The organism is Franzmannia pantelleriensis (genome assembly GCF_900102875.1).
In the GTDB taxonomy this organism is placed as follows: domain Bacteria; phylum Pseudomonadota; class Gammaproteobacteria; order Pseudomonadales; family Halomonadaceae; genus Franzmannia; species Franzmannia pantelleriensis.
This window is the reverse complement of sequence record NZ_FNGH01000019.1, coordinates 25,996-40,333: the sequence shown is the minus strand read 5'-3', so window position 1 is coordinate 40,333 and position 14,338 is coordinate 25,996. Positions and strand designations below refer to the sequence as shown.

Here is a 14,338-nt window from a genome sequence, read left to right as displayed (position 1 = left end):
AAATGTGGTGATTGGAGCGAAGGCTAAACCAACGATTAAGGAATGACAATCCTGTTTGTTATTCAATTTTGCAATATGTCCAATCGACCTGCGCTATTCAGTCGGTTTCGCCTGCAGCGACGCGTGGCGCAGGCACCATAGCCCCACCAGTGGCCCCGGCAGCAGCAGCCAGGCCAGCCACGCTCCCAGCGCCTGCCATAGCGGGATCAGCACGATTAGCGACAGCATCGAGATGGCGAAGCCGATGGCGTTCTGCAGGGTCAGCGCGCTACCCACGATGCGCGCTGGGCAGGCCGCCGCCGAGAGCGCCGAGAACTGCGGCGAGTCGATCACCGCCAGCGCACTCCATAGTGCCAGGAACAGCGCCAGCGGCAGCAGCGAGCCGCCTTCAAGCGTTGGCGCCAGCAGAGGACCAGCCCATGGATAGGCCAGGCAGCACAGCGCCGAGCCAGCCAGGCCCAGCTGCGCCACCCGGCGGCTGCCATAGCGCTGGCTCAGGGCGCCGCCCAGCCAGCAGGCCGGGCCGCCCACGGCGATCAGTGCGAAGGCCAGTAGCGCCAGGCGGGCGGTATCCAGCCCCGGGGCGGCGGCCAGCAGCATCAAGGGCAGCAGTGCCCACAGCGTATACAGCTCCCACATGTGGCCGAAGTAGGCGCTGGCGGCGCGCCGGAAGCCGTCGATGGAGAATGCCTCGAGCCCGGCGAGTCGCGCCCCCGGCCCGCCGGCATGCTGCTTGGCCTGGCGCACCGCCGGGGCCTCGCCGAGCCGCCAGACCATGGCGCCGCCGGCCACCGCCAGCAGCGAGGCGCCCCAGATGCCGCCCTGCCAGGGAATGCCGGCGCTGAGTTCGCCCAGGCCGCGCAGGCCGTGGGGCAGGGCAGTGCCTAGTACCAGCATGCCGACCAGCCAGGCCAGTCCCAGGCCGCTCTTGCCCGGCGTCCAGCCGACCATCAGCTTCATGCCCACCGGGTAGATACCGGCCAGGCACATGCCGGTGATCACGCGCAGCCCCACCGCGCCCCACAGTCCGCCGGCCCACGGCAGCAGGGCGTTGGAGAGCGCACCGAGCAGGCAGCAGGCGGCGAACAGTCGGCTGGCGTCGAGGCGGTCGGCGAGCCCGCCCAGGCCGATCAGCAGAGTGCCGAGCAGAAAGCCGCACTGCACCGCACCGGTCAGCCAGCCGAGGTCGGCGTCGCTGAGCCGCCACAGCGCCTGCAGGTCGGCGAGCACCGCGTTGGGGGTAAACCACAGGGCGGTGCCGAACAGCTCGGCGATGGCCAGGATGAGCGTGGGCATGACGGTTCCGTGTCGCGGTTTTTGGTAGACTTGTCGCCCCAGACTATCACCCCGACCCAGAGGAAAGCGCCACCATGGCCACGCCCCGCGACTTCAAGATCGCTCCTTCGATTCTCTCCGCCGACTTCGCTCGCCTGGGCGAGGAGGTCGACGACGTGCTCGCCTCGGGGGCCGACATCGTCCACTTCGACGTGATGGATAACCACTACGTGCCCAACCTGACCATCGGGCCGATGGTCTGCGAGGCGCTGCGCAAGCACGGCGTTACCGCGCCCATCGACGCCCACCTGATGGTCAAGCCGGTGGACCGGCTGATCGGCGACTTCATCGACGCCGGGGCCAGCTATATCACCTTTCACCCCGAGGCCTCCGAGCATGTCGACCGCTCGCTGCAGCTGATTCGCGACGGTGGCTGCAAGTCGGGGCTGGTGTTCAACCCGGCCACGCCGCTCTCCTACCTCGACTACGTGATGGACAAGGTCGATATGATCCTGCTGATGAGCGTCAACCCGGGCTTCGGCGGCCAGTCGTTCATTCCCGGCACCCTCGACAAGCTGCGCGAGGCGCGGGCGCGCATCGACGCCTCGGGGCGCGACATTCGCCTCGAGATCGACGGTGGGGTAAAGGTCGACAACATCGCCGAGATCGCCCGCGCCGGGGCTGACACCTTCGTCGCCGGCTCGGCGATCTTCAAGGCGCGCAATGCCGATGAGCCGCACCGCTACGACGGCGTGCTCAAGGCGCTGCGCGACGAGCTGGCCAGTGTCTGAAACGGTTTCAGACGCGCCGGTGTGGCACCTCTATCTGGTCGAGACCGCGGCTGGAGCGCTGTATACCGGCATTACCACCGATGTTAGCCGGCGCTTCGCCGAGCACTGCAGCGGCAAGCGCGGCGCCCGGGCGCTGCGCGGCAAGGGCCCGCTGACGCTGGTGCATCAGCAGGCGGTGGGCAGCCACACCGAGGCGCTGCGGCTGGAGCGCGAGATCAAGCGCCTGGCGGCCCCGGCCAAGCGCGCCTGGCTGGCGAGCCAGGCCGGGAGCCAGTGACCCCGGCGTTGGTGTCAGTGGAGCTTCATTTTGGGCTTCAGGAAGCGGTTGATGCCGTCGACGACGATGGTCATGCCGGTCTTCACCGCCCCGTGAATCGCGAACTGGTGCATGCGATAGAGTGAAGCGTAGAAGAACTTGGCGATGCGCCCCTCGAGGAACAGGCTGCGCGCCGAGGCGCCGCGCATCAGGCTGCCCACCGCATCGAAATGGGCCAGTGAGATCAGCGAGCCGCGGTCGCGGAACACGAACGGCTTGAGCGGCTTGTCGTCGAGGGTCGCCAGCAGGTTGCGGTAGAGCCGTGAGGCCTGCTGGTGGGCGGCCTGGGCCCGCGGCGGCACCGGCTTGCCATCCTCCTGGGGGCAGCTGGCGCAGTCGCCGAAGGCAAAGATGCGCGGATCGTCGACGCTCTGCAGCTCGGCGTTGACCTTGATCTGGTGATTGCGCTCGGTGGCCAGGCCCAACTCGGAGAGGAACGGCGGCGCCTTGATGCCCGCCGCCCATACGCTCAGGTCGGTCTCGATGCGTGTGCCGTCGGCGGTGATGAAGCCCTCGCCGTCGGCCTGGGTGACACGGGTCTCGACGTGGATATTGACGCCCAGCTTCTCCAGCTCGCGGTGAACCGCTTTGGTAATGCGCTCCGGCAGCGCCGGCAGGATGCTCGGCGCCGCTTCGATCAGATGCACGTCGAGCTGGCCGCTATCCATGTTGGTAAAGCCGTAGCTATGTAACATCTTGGAGGCATCATAGAGTTCGGCGGCGAGCTCCACGCCGGTGGCGCCGGCGCCTACGATGCCCACCGCCAGTTTGGGGTGCAGGCGGCGCTCCGGGTCGCTGTAGCGCAGGAAGGTGTTGAGCATGTCGTGGCGAAATGCCTCGGCCTGCTTGGGGCTGTCGAGGAAGTGGCAGTGATCGGCGACCCCGGGCGTGCCGAAGTCGTTGGACACGCTGCCCAGCGCCAGCACCAGATAGTCGTAGTGCAGGTTGCGCGAGGGCAGCACCACGCTACCGTCGTCGTCGAGAATCGGCGCCAGGGCCAGGGTCTGAGCGTCGCGGTCCAGGTCGCTCAGGGTCCCGCGCTGGAACTGATAGCCGTGGGTCTTGGAGTGGCCCTGGTAGGAGACCTCGTCGAGGCCCGAGTCGAGTACCCCGGTGGCAACTTCGTGGAGCAAGGGTTTCCAGATGTGGGTGGGGTTGCGGTCGACGAGCACTATCTCGGCACGCTTACGCTTGCCGAGCTTGCGTCCGAGCCGGGTGACCAGCTCGAGTCCGCCTGCGCCGCCGCCGACCACCACGATGCGTGGTAGAGGCATGAGAGACTCCAGAATTGATGAAAAGGATGAGCAAATGCATCGCCTGGGTCGGATCAACGGCACGCGGGGCGAGGACGCTGCCCGGTAACGGCGATATCTGCGCCTAGCATAGGCCGGTGTGAAGCGTTTTCCTATGGGCGATCGCTGATCTGGGCCATGTTTTTTCGTAATATTACATGCATAAGGCGGATCTGTGCCGCAGCCTATTCGGCAACTTGTTGAAAGGAAAAGAGAACATGCATCCACTGTTACAAGGGGTGAAACTGGTGGCCTTCGATCTCGACGGCACCCTGGTCGATTCGGTGCCGGACCTGGCTGCCGCGGTGGATGCCGCCCTGGCCGATGACGGCCTGAGCCCCCGCGGCGAAGCGCGCGTGCGGGACTGGGTCGGCAACGGCTCGCACAAGCTGATCGAGCGGGCCCTGGCCGATGCGCTGAACGACGCGCCCGACGCCGAGCGGCAGGCATCCGTACACGCGCGCTTTCTGCACCACTACGGGCTGGCGCCCAATGACCGCACGCGGCTCTACCCCGGCGTGCGCGAGGCTCTCGACGGCCTGCACGCCGCCGGCATGCCGCTGGGGCTGGTCACCAACAAGCCGCAGGCCTTTATCGCGCCGATTCTCGAGGGCTTTGGCCTGGCCGACCACTTCGGGCTGTGCCTGGGCGGCGATGCGCTGCCGCAGAAGAAGCCCGATCCGGCGCCGCTGTTGCACCTTGCCGCGCACTTCGGCGTTGCTCCCGGCGACTGCCTGATGGTCGGTGACTCGCGCCATGACATTGAGGCGGGGCGCCGTGCCGGCTTTCGTACGCTTGCGGTGCCCTATGGCTATAATCACGGTGAGCCGGTGGCCGCGAGCCGCCCGGATGCTCAGGTTGAATCGCTTGCCGAACTCGTTTAGGGTTTTGAATCAACAAGATCACGCCTTTATCTCGACCCACGGACAGCCCATGACGCTGCAATTCCACCGCCTTACTCAGCCCGCTGTTGCCGCACTCGGCGGCGATACGCTGATGCGCGATGTAAAGCGCTGGCGATGGTGACGACTCTCCGCCACCCACAGGACAGGGCCACGCAGCACCACCGGCCCAGCGTTTGATGACAAGACCGTGAGGACACGCCGGGCATGATGACTTCCGCGCGCTTCAACGAGCTGGCCGAGGCCGGCTACAACCGTATTCCGGTGACCCGCGAGGTGCTCGCCGACCTGGATACACCGCTTTCCACCTACCTGAAGCTGGCTAATGCGCCCTGGACCTTCCTGCTGGAATCCGTGCAGGGTGGCGAGAAATGGGGCCGCTACTCGATCATCGGCCTGCCGTGCCGCGAGCGCATCGAGGTGCGCGGCTTCACGGTGCGCCACATCGCCGAGGGCGCGGAGCTGGAGCGTCATCAGGTCGAGGACCCGCTGGCCTGGATCGAAGACTTCCAGGCGCGCTTCAAGGTACCGCGCCTCGACGACCAGCCGCGCTTCGACGGAGGCCTGGTCGGTTACTTCGGCTACGACACCATCCGCTACGTCGAGCCGCGGCTGCGCAGCGAGGCCGCCGCCAACAAGCCCGACCCGCTCGGTGTGCCCGACATCCTGCTGATGGTGTGCGACGAGCTGGTGGTGTTCGACAATCTCTCCGGGCGTCTGACGCTGTGGACCCATGCTGACCCCGCTGAAGCCGAGGCCTATCCCCGCGCCCGGGCGCGCCTCGAGCGCCTCGAGATCCAGCTGCGCAGTGCCACCCTGAATACCGTTAGCCCCGGCACCGGGCGCAGCGCGGTGGAGGAGGGGCACTTCACCTCCGGCTTCACCGAGGAGGGCTTCAAGGCTGCGGTGGACAAGATCAAGGGCTACGTGCTGGCCGGCGACGTGATGCAGTGCGTGCCCTCCCAGCGCATGTCGATTCCCTATCAGGCACCGCCGCTCGACCTCTATCGCGCGCTACGCAGCCTCAACCCGTCGCCCTATATGTTCTTCTTCAACCTCGACGACCACCACGTGGTGGGCTCCTCGCCGGAGATCCTCACCCGCCTCGAGGAGGGCGAGGTCACCGTGCGCCCGATTGCCGGCACCCGGGTGCGCGGCAAGAGCGAGGAGGAGGACCAGGCCCTGGAAGCCGACCTGCTGGCCGACCCCAAGGAGATCGCCGAGCACCTGATGCTGATCGACCTGGGCCGCAACGACGTCGGCCGCATCAGCGAGACCGGCTCGGTGGTAGTCACCGACCAGATGGCGGTAGAGCGCTACTCGCATGTGATGCACATCGTCTCCAACGTCACCGGAAAGCTGAAGCCGGGGCTCACCGCGATGGACGCGCTGCGCGCCACCTTCCCGGCGGGCACGCTCTCGGGCGCGCCCAAGATCCGCGCCATGGAGATCATCGACGAACTCGAGCCGGTCAAGCGCGGCGTCTACTCCGGCGCGGTGGGCTACCTCTCCTGGCACGGCAATATGGATACCGCCATCGCCATCCGCACCGCGGTGATCAAGGACGGCGAGCTGCACGTCCAGGCCGGCGCCGGCGTGGTTGCCGACTCGGTCCCCGAGATGGAGTGGCAGGAGACCCTCAACAAGGGCCGCGCGCTGTTCCGCGCCGTGGCCATGGCCGAGCGCGGGCTCGACAACCTCGAGTAGCGGCACTCTCCCAGCAGGCTGATTTCAAGGCCGGGGCACACGCCTCGGCCTTGTCATTTCGGCTCAGCGTGCGGCGTCATGTTGCATGCCGTTGACGAAAAGCATTTAACATATATGCACACCACTTACTGTATATATAGTTTTATTTCAATAAGTTGCGTCACCATCCGTGTCCAACGTGGTAAAGGACGACCGGGGGCTGCTTATCTGTGAGGGAGGGCTAGTTGAGAAGTGGTCCAGCGCATAGTGTACGTATAGCCAGTAGATTTGCCTTGTGTAAACTCTGGGCATACTCTATATTGTGCCTATGGGGGCTGCCGGCACTATATATTGTGTTTCAATTGTTAGGGAGCTGCACATGGCCAAGCTACACCGCTACTTCCTAGAGTTTCACAAGGCGATCAAGCTGGACGACCTAGACGAAAATGACACGTTACGATCAAAGAGAGACACGCTTCTCCAAAATCTGAAGGATAAGTTGCCGGAAGGCGCACCCAATATCCTGCGGACCTTCAATCAAGGCAGCTATGCCATGGGCACCGGCACCCTGCCGCTCGACGGAGATTACGACATCGACGTTGGCGTGGTCTTTGACAGCACATCAGATGAGGAAGCGCCGGTAGGGCTCAAGAAAATTGTTCGGGACGCCCTCAGCCACCAAGGCCGTACTGTCAATATCCGCCGTAGCTGCGTCACGGTCAGCTATATCAAGGGAGAGGACGTCCAGTATCACGTTGACATGGCGATCTACGTGCCGGATGAGCAAGATAATCTGTATCTGGCGAAGGGCAAGGAAACATCTTTGCCGGAAAACTGCTTCTGGGAGGCGTCTGACCCGCAGGGCCTTTGCAAGGCCATTGTGAACCGGCACACAGAGGATAACAGGGCTCAATTCCGACGGGGTATCCGTTATCTGAAGCGCTGGCGTGACTACAAGTTCAGCCATAAAGGCGTGCTCAGCATCAGCCTGACAGTCGCAGCCTACCATTGGTTCAGGCCCTATCAGGACTGGATCACTCAAGAGTATGACGATCTCGAGGCACTCCTCCAATTGTTGAATACGATGATCAACCAATGGCAGTTCTGCATCCATGAAGGGGAACTGGTCACTCGCCTCAAGCTGTCGTTACCGGTCGAGCCATATGGCGATCTCCTAGAGAAAATGACCCAGAAGCAGATGGATGATCTCAAGAATAAGCTCATCGAGCTGCGCGACGCCTTGAATGATGCTAAGGCTGAACCAGCCGAGGCGGCCGCTTGCAAGACACTTACCAAATTCTTTGGCACTGACTTTCCGATTCCCGAGGACGAAGATGCGAGGGCCGCTAAGGTCAAAGCCTCCGTGGTGGGAACCGGCTCATCGGCGTGATGTATGTACCTATTGATCAAGCGTTGACCGCAGCCTTGGCTTCTATCGGTGCCAACGCGACAGCTCCGCTCAACCTAGAAAGGGGCAGAAACTCTTTTGAGCTCGTCGCGACTGATAGTGTGGCTTGGCACCTGAAGGTAACGTTTGAGTTACCATTGACTGTTTTGCCCTCAATATTTCTTGCGGCGCCGGCGGAAGGGGAAGGGCTGGCACATGTCAGCTATACCGGCTGTATATGTTACTCGGATCATGAGGGTGAAGGTTTTGATCCGACCAACGTGGAGAATGTTGTCGCGTTTGCTGTCGCACGCGCAGTTGCCGTCCTGGAGGATTCCCTGCGAAAAAAGCACGCTGGAGATTTTCAAGCCCTGTTAGATGAATTCGAGGGCTATTGGCACTCCATTCCTGATTGCTACATGGTGCCGTTAGCTACAGCACCAGTGGCGGAGAATCAGCTTTATGCTCAAGTGCAACAGATCCACTCGAAGAGGGCAAGGATCTTAGCGCTGGACCAAGGTATAGGCATTGACGCCAAGACGCCGCGACGCAAGGTGCATTTTTTACCCATTGCGTCCGCGGTCATGCCTCCCGCCAACGGTGAGCTGCTTCAAAATGGCTGGCTACAAAACCTGATCGATCAGGCTGGACCGGTTGCACAACATATTAGCAAGCAGCATGGCTCACACATTTTTCTCTTTGCACAAGCCCGCACTGAGGGCGAGAGTCTATTCGGCGTGATGTTTACGACGGTGCGCAGCGGTAGTCATGCGAAGCTGACCCGGGTACATCCCTTTGGAGTTCAACGTGCTTGGCGAGATTATCTTCTCGCCAGAACTGGCGTAAGCCAAGTGAAACAGTGTGTCGCCATTATCGGCTGCGGAGCTTTGGGATCTCGAGTTGCGGAGCAACTGGCTACTTCTGGGATTGATGAGCTGATCTTGATCGACTTCGATTATTTCAGCTATGACAATATTTACCGTCACATACTGGGGCGTAACAGTGTTGGCCAGCGCAAGGTTTATGCTTTGAAGCATGAGCTTGAGATAAAGCACCCTGGTTTGTTGGTACACACCTTCACTGGTACAGCAGAACAGTGGCTGTGTGATCCTGCACGACGCCAAGTATGCCAGACTATTGTCCTGACAACCGGCCAACTGGCCCTGGAGCGAGAAATTACTCAGCAGGCGTTTGCCGAGTGCTGGTCCCAGCGACTGGTCTCCGGTTGGCTGGAACCTTTGGGCCTGGGTGGACATGTAATAGCCAGTAAGGCCGGCGTATCTGGCTGCTTGGAATGTCTGTTCACCGATGTAGGCTGTTCGCGGCCGGATATGCGCGTGGCCTTCCTGATTCCCGGGCAGCAAGTGAGCCGGAATCTAACTGGCTGCGGTGGTCGTTTCGTGCCGTATTCCGCGCTACATGCCACCGAAACCGCACTACACGTCTGCAAAATGGTATTGGCAGGCACCACTGGTTACCGCTGCTGGGCTGGCGATCCAGCCGCCGCAATCGCTGAGGGGCTGAGTGTCACGCGCTGGCATGAACGCTGCCGAAATCTTCCGCCAAACGAACCTATTGCCCACCGAGACTGCCCATGTTGCAGTTCCTGAAGTCGTCTCAACGGCTGCTGTTGAGTACGAAGAGTGGCTGGCAGCTGGTTCTGGCTGAGGAAGTGCTTCAGCAACTGTATTGCTATCGGCAAACCACAGTAGATACCCCTGAAGCGGGTGGCACCTTGATGGGGAGACTACTCCGCGCAGATGGTACGGGCCTGGTCGAGGCCCTAACCAGGCCTGGCAGGGGAGACAGGCGGAGCCGCTTCGGTTTCTTTCGATCCGAGCGGCATCACTGGGAGGTGCAGAGCTATTGGTGGAGCACCGCGCAGACTGGCGCCTATCTTGGACTCTGGCACACTCATCCCGAAGCAGTGCCAACGCCTTCATCAGTAGATCTGTCGGATTGGGAGCGTGCCTTGCGGAGGGACGTTTATCCCGGTGGAGGGCTGCTTTTTGTCATTGTCGGCACCGAAGCAGTAGGTTGTTGGGCGCAGCTGCAGCGAACACCTCTTGAATTTTTGGGGTGTTGGTCATGGGAGCTAAACGATGTCTAAAACACATATCCCTGCGGATGTTAGGCGAGACCTCTGGGTGCTCTCAGGCGGCCGATGCGAATTTCGTGGCTGCAATATGCCTATAGACCACAATTTTCTGACAGGACAGCGCGTGGTGTTGGGCGAGTTTTGCCACATTATCGGAGATAGTGAGCAGGGGCCGCGTGGGGACAAGGCGCGCTCGGCTGGGCTAGCGCGCGACCCTGGAAATCTCATTTTATGCTGCGCGCGATGTCATAAGACCATTGATGAGAGAAAGCTAGAAGCAGAGTATTCAGAGGCACGACTCCAGAGTATGAAGCGTGATCATGAGCAGCATGTACAGCGGCTCTACGATGCGACCAATGTCAAACGCAGTGTGCCCTTTATTGTCACTGGTCGAGTAAATCGGACATTCACCTCAATCCCCACCAACGCTGCCCGAGCTGCTGTGCTACGCAAGACTGACTACACCCGCTTTCCTTCACATGCGGAAGAGGTCATTGATCTCAATCACATCCCTTGCACCGAGGATGCCCCGTTATATTGGCAGACAGTCAAGCAGTATATCGACGACACGATAAATACGCTCCTGCGCCGTGTTGCGGATCGGGAAACTCATCACTTGGACATATTCGCGATCGCGCAGATTCCGGCCTTATCTTACATAGGCGCCCTTATTGGGGACCGGGTACCAGTTACGGTGCATCAACCTCAGCGAGGGCCCCTGGACAAATGGGACTGGCCTACCAACCCCGCTACACCATCACCAACCTTCACCTATACATTTCCAGAGGGAAAAGTAGAAGAGCTAGCCGTTATTTTTAGCATATCTGGCGTCGTGAGGCCTGAGGATGTCACTCGGGCTCTACCGGGAGTGTCACTGTCAACCTTTACGGTGCCAACTCCATCTACATCGCTAGTAGACAGCGAAGAGGTACAACATAATTTCGTGAAGGCATGGCGAGCTTTTCAAGCCGAACTTCATCAGCGTTACGGTCGACTTGCAAAACTGCATGTATTGCCTGCTTTGCCCGCATCACTGGCCGTCGAAATGGGCCGTTGCGTTCTACCCAAGGTCATTCCTCAGATTCAAATGTGGGATTTTGTGAAGGGAAACTTTGTGCCGGCTCTTTCATGGTGATGCCCAAGATTTTCCCAAGCGGAGACTGCTATCTCAGTAAGCAGTTATGATAAAATTAGAGAAAGTGGCTAAGGTACGGTAGAGTGGGAGTGCTTTTAGATAAAAAAATCCTGGGTGTTGGTTAAGAATCTTGGCCTATCTCTACAATATCAGTCAAACATAAAGTGCTATGAGATGATTAGGGGGAGCATTGATTAAGTCTGCAACCGAAGACCAGATATTGAAGGCGTTCATCTATTCCATAGATAGCTATATAGCAAGATCAACAAGGAGGATGGTATTTAATTTCTCTACGCAAACGATAGAGGAGAGAGGGTACTATTACGCGGAGGGTATAAGTGGATTCGGTGCGGGAATCTTGGTCTATAAGGATTATCGATACTTCCTTTTGACAGCGAAGCACAATATCACCAATCATATTTACCCCGAAGAATGGCGCACAGAATCTCCTATATGGGTGCCAGCTCATCATCAACCAAATATACAGAGAGAGGATTCGGGAGACATTGTCCTTGGAAGCTTTTTTATGGCAAGAAGGATGTGGGATATTGGAGCAATATCTTCTAACGAACATCCCAGTATTGATGCTAGTGATGTTGTCTTAATTGAGTTTGCAGACAATATTGTTATGTATGCTATGCGTAATCTTCCATCAGTCTTTCTAGACCTTAATGATCAGGAAGTTATTATGCGCAAAAATGGTTTTTTTGATCGCCAAGTCTTAGTGGCCTCAGGTTTCCCAAGGCATAAAAATGAGTATCTTCATGACGAAGAATCTGGATCGGACCATGTCCATTTTCAACATAATATCGACCATGTGGTAGGTATGTACCATAATAACGAAGAGGGGTGCCTATTTATGAGTTATGACCCTCCAGTTAGTCATGAACAATTGAATGGGATGAGTGGTGGTCCGGTTTACTCAATATACGAAAATGATTCAGGAATTAAGCTCGCAGGGATTACTGTCAGCGGCGGAAACAACATATTGAGATTCATCCCTTCTTATATGTTTGTTGAAGCTATTGATAATTATAGAGATGCCCCTTGCACTGTTCTTGATCCGGCCTCACACTTAACTGACGCGACGACAGAAAGACCTGACAAGGTTTTAGAGCTTGCTTGTAGTTTAGAAGATGATACGGAATCGTGCCTTGAGCGTCATCGTCTGCTATAATATTCTCGATGGCCTTTGATAAAATTGTAAATCTAAAATAAGGAGATGATGAAATGAGTGGAGAATGCTCTCCTCTTGACTGCTTACGTGGAACAGTTATTGTGTTTAACACTCCCTTTGAACCGGTCGAAGAGAATTCCTGGGAAGCATTGAATCCACTTGCAGGGGATATCAATCCAAACCTTGGCGAGTTGCTATCAGTGCCGTTCAGTTTTCATCATGAAGATGATGTTTTCTAGCCTGCGGAGTAGATCTTCATAGGTCATGATATCGAGCATATTTGCATATTTCCGACGAATTATTTCGAAGTCAAAAAATTGCTCACTAGTAAAATCGTTGTCGCGACCTAGTAAAACTGAGGCTTTGGAGTTGGAACTTGAGACCGCCGAGGTTGGTTTCCTCAAGATGGACGATCCAGTCACGCAGAGGGTCGACGGTACCACCATCATGATTGAGCACGGTCCACGAGACCGCTGTGTCGTTGTAACGAATTGTGGCGAGCTCCATGAGCATCACAACCCCTAGAATGCTCCATATTTGACATGGTGAGCATATGAGTCAACCCGAAGTAGCTGATCTCAGCTCTGACACCCTAACTGGACACAATTGACATAGATATCCTTGGTGTCCGTATTAACATAATCTTTCTTGGTCTAAGTGAATTTAGGCAATTTCTTGCCCGCTGGGCAAGATCTTGCTCGCCCCGGGCAAGATCTTGCCTAACTACTCTTAGCTTTAGCGCGGTAAAGAATCATAAGTCATTGAATATACTTCATTATCAGTTTTTTGGCATAAAGGCTGCCCTATAAGAAGCGTCCGCCGGACGTTTCACCAACTTTTCCGTCAATCAAGTGCTGAACAAATTGGCGAGCGGAGTGAAGCACAAGGCGCCCGGAGCACAGAACCGAGCGAAGCGACAAACAGCCGTAGGCTGGTCCCGAAGGGGCGAGAAGCCGAAGGCTGCGAGTCAACCGGAGCCTATGCGGTACTAGGTGAGGATTTCGCGCACCGCGCAACGCAGTGATTTACCCGCGCAGCCATTTGTACAGTACTTAGCAGGAGCAGACCCATGCCTACACCGTGTTATATCAGCATCGAAGGCCAGACCCAGGGCAACATCACCGCTGGCGCCTTCACCCCCGACTCCGTCGGCAACATCTACGTCGAAGGCCACGAAGACGAGATGCTGGTCCAGGAATTCAAGCACGTCGTGACCGTGCCCACCGACCCGCAGTCCGGCCAGCCTTCCGGCCAGCGTGCCCACAAGCCGTTCATCTTCACCGTGGCCCTCAACAAGGCCGTGCCGCTGATGTACAACGCCCTGGCCTCTGGTGAGATGCTGCCCAAGGTCGAGCTGAAGTGGTACCGCACCTCGGTGGAAGGCAAGCAGGAGCACTTCTTCACCACCAGCCTGACCGATGCCACCATCGTCGACATCAACCTGCGCATGCCCCACGCCCAGGACGCCAACAGCGCTGAGTTCACTCAGCTGATGGACGTCTCGCTCTCCTACCGCAAGATCGACTGGGAGCACACCGTGGCCGGCACCTCAGGCTCTGACGACTGGCGCGCCCCGCTCGAGTCGTAAGCCTCGAGGGCATGGCGGGGCTCACCCGATGGCTCGCAACCCGGGCCCCGCCATGCCTTGCCGATGTGCCAGGTTTTGTTCGAAAACTCGACGAGCGAAGGTCAGGCAAGGCAAAAAACGGCAAAAAAGCGGAGTTTACGTGGGTGTAAATGAGCATTTTGAGCCGTTTTTTAACGCCGCATGGCCGAGCGCAGGCCGTTTTCGTGCAAGACCTGATGCCAGGGCTCGCAGAGAGTCCTGGCATCAGCATATGTAAGCGATTGCCCATATCTCGTGTCAGCGATTCAACACAGTAACGCCATAGCGCTTGCGCGCTGCCCGGTGAGCAGTAACCTCCCGGGTGGCGCTGCTTTATCACTTGCCTGGAGCGACCCATGGCCCACGCCACCGGACTGCAGTTCACCCTGGCCCTGGCCAGCGACGACGCCCTCGACCTGGCGGTGCTCGACTTCACCCTCGAGGAGTCGCTCTCGGCGCCGTTCCGCCTCGCGGTCGAGTTCGCCAGCCGCGACCCCGACCTCAGCCCCGAGGCCTTCCTCGACCGCGAGCTGACCCTGACCCTCTGGCAGGACGGCGAAGCGCTGCGCCGCGTGCACGGCATCGCCGCCGAGTTCAGCCGCGGCGACCGCGGCCATCGCCGCACCTTCTACACGCTGGTGATCCGCCCCGCGCTGTGGCGCCTCTCGCTGCG

General features: G+C 58.9%; 15 protein-coding genes. 12 read left to right on the top strand and 3 right to left on the bottom strand.

The window, feature by feature from the left end:
- Positions 1 to 93 precede the first annotated feature (93 nt).
- Positions 94 to 1,296, bottom strand: coding sequence for an MFS transporter (locus tag BLT16_RS19060; protein WP_089660489.1), 1,203 nt, complete (start codon positions 1,294 to 1,296; stop codon positions 94 to 96).
- A gap of 74 nt (positions 1,297 to 1,370) precedes the next feature.
- Between BLT16_RS19060 and rpe the strand changes: the two genes are divergently transcribed.
- Positions 1,371 to 2,066 (top strand): ribulose-phosphate 3-epimerase, encoded by a 696-nt coding sequence (rpe, locus tag BLT16_RS19055; RefSeq protein ID WP_089660487.1) that lies wholly within the window; start codon positions 1,371 to 1,373, stop codon positions 2,064 to 2,066.
- Positions 2,059 to 2,343, top strand: a complete 285-nt coding sequence (locus BLT16_RS19050) for a GIY-YIG nuclease family protein (RefSeq protein ID WP_245701775.1) — start codon at positions 2,059 to 2,061, stop codon at positions 2,341 to 2,343. Before rpe ends, BLT16_RS19050 begins: the two co-directional genes overlap by 8 nt.
- Before the next feature lie 14 nt (positions 2,344 to 2,357).
- Here the strand turns inward: BLT16_RS19050 and BLT16_RS19045 are convergent, their stop codons facing one another.
- Entirely contained in the window at positions 2,358 to 3,656 is a 1,299-nt protein-coding gene (locus BLT16_RS19045) for an NAD(P)/FAD-dependent oxidoreductase (RefSeq protein ID WP_089660484.1), read from the bottom strand.
- Between the two features lie 236 nt (positions 3,657 to 3,892).
- Between BLT16_RS19045 and BLT16_RS19040 the strand changes: the two genes are divergently transcribed.
- From BLT16_RS19040 to BLT16_RS20870, 8 genes are all read left to right on the top strand, one after another.
- Positions 3,893 to 4,558: a phosphoglycolate phosphatase gene (locus BLT16_RS19040; RefSeq protein WP_089660482.1), complete on the top strand. Its 666-nt coding sequence runs from the start codon at positions 3,893 to 3,895 to the stop codon at positions 4,556 to 4,558.
- Between the two features lie 228 nt (positions 4,559 to 4,786).
- The gene (trpE, locus tag BLT16_RS19035; protein WP_176817285.1) at positions 4,787 to 6,283 is read left to right on the top strand and encodes an anthranilate synthase component I; all 1,497 of its coding nucleotides are present in this window, start codon (positions 4,787 to 4,789) and stop codon (positions 6,281 to 6,283) included.
- A gap of 358 nt (positions 6,284 to 6,641) precedes the next feature.
- Positions 6,642 to 7,652 carry a nucleotidyltransferase domain-containing protein gene (locus tag BLT16_RS19030; protein ID WP_089660478.1) on the top strand — a complete coding sequence of 337 codons (1,011 nt, stop codon included), beginning with the start codon at positions 6,642 to 6,644 and terminating at the stop codon, positions 7,650 to 7,652.
- The gene (locus BLT16_RS19025; RefSeq protein ID WP_089660476.1) at positions 7,652 to 9,259 is read left to right on the top strand and encodes a ThiF family adenylyltransferase; all 1,608 of its coding nucleotides are present in this window, start codon (positions 7,652 to 7,654) and stop codon (positions 9,257 to 9,259) included. Before BLT16_RS19030 ends, BLT16_RS19025 begins: the two co-directional genes overlap by 1 nt.
- Entirely contained in the window at positions 9,244 to 9,759 is a 516-nt protein-coding gene (locus BLT16_RS21245) for a Mov34/MPN/PAD-1 family protein (RefSeq protein WP_089660474.1), read from the top strand. The genes BLT16_RS19025 and BLT16_RS21245 overlap by 16 nt, the downstream gene beginning before the upstream one ends.
- Positions 9,752 to 10,882 (top strand): SAVED domain-containing protein, encoded by a 1,131-nt coding sequence (locus BLT16_RS20750; RefSeq protein ID WP_143025102.1) that lies wholly within the window; start codon positions 9,752 to 9,754, stop codon positions 10,880 to 10,882. Before BLT16_RS21245 ends, BLT16_RS20750 begins: the two co-directional genes overlap by 8 nt.
- 190 nt (positions 10,883 to 11,072) lie before the next feature.
- A complete protein-coding gene (locus BLT16_RS20745; RefSeq protein WP_143025101.1) occupies positions 11,073 to 12,059 on the top strand; it encodes a hypothetical protein in 987 nt (328 codons plus the stop codon).
- A gap of 53 nt (positions 12,060 to 12,112) precedes the next feature.
- On the top strand, positions 12,113 to 12,298 hold the full coding sequence (locus BLT16_RS20870; protein ID WP_176817280.1) for a hypothetical protein: 186 nt from the start codon (positions 12,113 to 12,115) through the stop codon (positions 12,296 to 12,298).
- Here the strand turns inward: BLT16_RS20870 and BLT16_RS21240 are convergent.
- Entirely contained in the window at positions 12,257 to 12,505 is a 249-nt protein-coding gene (locus tag BLT16_RS21240; RefSeq protein ID WP_422717944.1) for a Shedu anti-phage system protein SduA domain-containing protein, read from the bottom strand. The two genes, BLT16_RS20870 and BLT16_RS21240, sit on opposite strands and share 42 nt — an antisense overlap.
- A gap of 623 nt (positions 12,506 to 13,128) precedes the next feature.
- Between BLT16_RS21240 and BLT16_RS19010 the strand changes: the two genes are divergently transcribed.
- The gene (locus BLT16_RS19010; RefSeq protein ID WP_076748652.1) at positions 13,129 to 13,647 is read left to right on the top strand and encodes an Hcp family type VI secretion system effector; all 519 of its coding nucleotides are present in this window, start codon (positions 13,129 to 13,131) and stop codon (positions 13,645 to 13,647) included.
- 374 nt (positions 13,648 to 14,021) lie between these two features.
- The coding region (locus BLT16_RS19005) for a contractile injection system protein, VgrG/Pvc8 family (protein ID WP_281243323.1) at positions 14,022 to 14,338 on the top strand (317 nt) is incomplete at its 3' end.

Bases quoted from the DNA above. Each gene is read 5' to 3' on its own strand.
- rpe (WP_089660487.1), top strand. From the start codon at position 1,371: ATGGCCACGCCCCGCGACTTCAAGATCGCTCCTTCGATTCTCTCCGCC.
- BLT16_RS19060 (WP_089660489.1), bottom strand. From the start codon at position 1,296: ATGCCCACGCTCATCCTGGCCATCGCCGAGCTGTTCGGCACCGCCCTG.
- trpE (WP_176817285.1), top strand. From the start codon at position 4,787: ATGACTTCCGCGCGCTTCAACGAGCTGGCCGAGGCCGGCTACAACCGT.
- BLT16_RS19030 (WP_089660478.1), top strand. From the start codon at position 6,642: ATGGCCAAGCTACACCGCTACTTCCTAGAGTTTCACAAGGCGATCAAG.
- BLT16_RS21245 (WP_089660474.1), top strand. From the start codon at position 9,244: ATGTTGCAGTTCCTGAAGTCGTCTCAACGGCTGCTGTTGAGTACGAAG.
- BLT16_RS19025 (WP_089660476.1), top strand. From the start codon at position 7,652: ATGTATGTACCTATTGATCAAGCGTTGACCGCAGCCTTGGCTTCTATC.
- BLT16_RS20870 (WP_176817280.1), top strand. From the start codon at position 12,113: ATGAGTGGAGAATGCTCTCCTCTTGACTGCTTACGTGGAACAGTTATT.
- BLT16_RS20750 (WP_143025102.1), top strand. From the start codon at position 9,752: ATGTCTAAAACACATATCCCTGCGGATGTTAGGCGAGACCTCTGGGTG.
- BLT16_RS19045 (WP_089660484.1), bottom strand. From the start codon at position 3,656: ATGCCTCTACCACGCATCGTGGTGGTCGGCGGCGGCGCAGGCGGACTC.
- BLT16_RS21240 (WP_422717944.1), bottom strand. From the start codon at position 12,505: ATGGTGGTACCGTCGACCCTCTGCGTGACTGGATCGTCCATCTTGAGG.
- BLT16_RS19010 (WP_076748652.1), top strand. From the start codon at position 13,129: ATGCCTACACCGTGTTATATCAGCATCGAAGGCCAGACCCAGGGCAAC.
- BLT16_RS19040 (WP_089660482.1), top strand. From the start codon at position 3,893: ATGCATCCACTGTTACAAGGGGTGAAACTGGTGGCCTTCGATCTCGAC.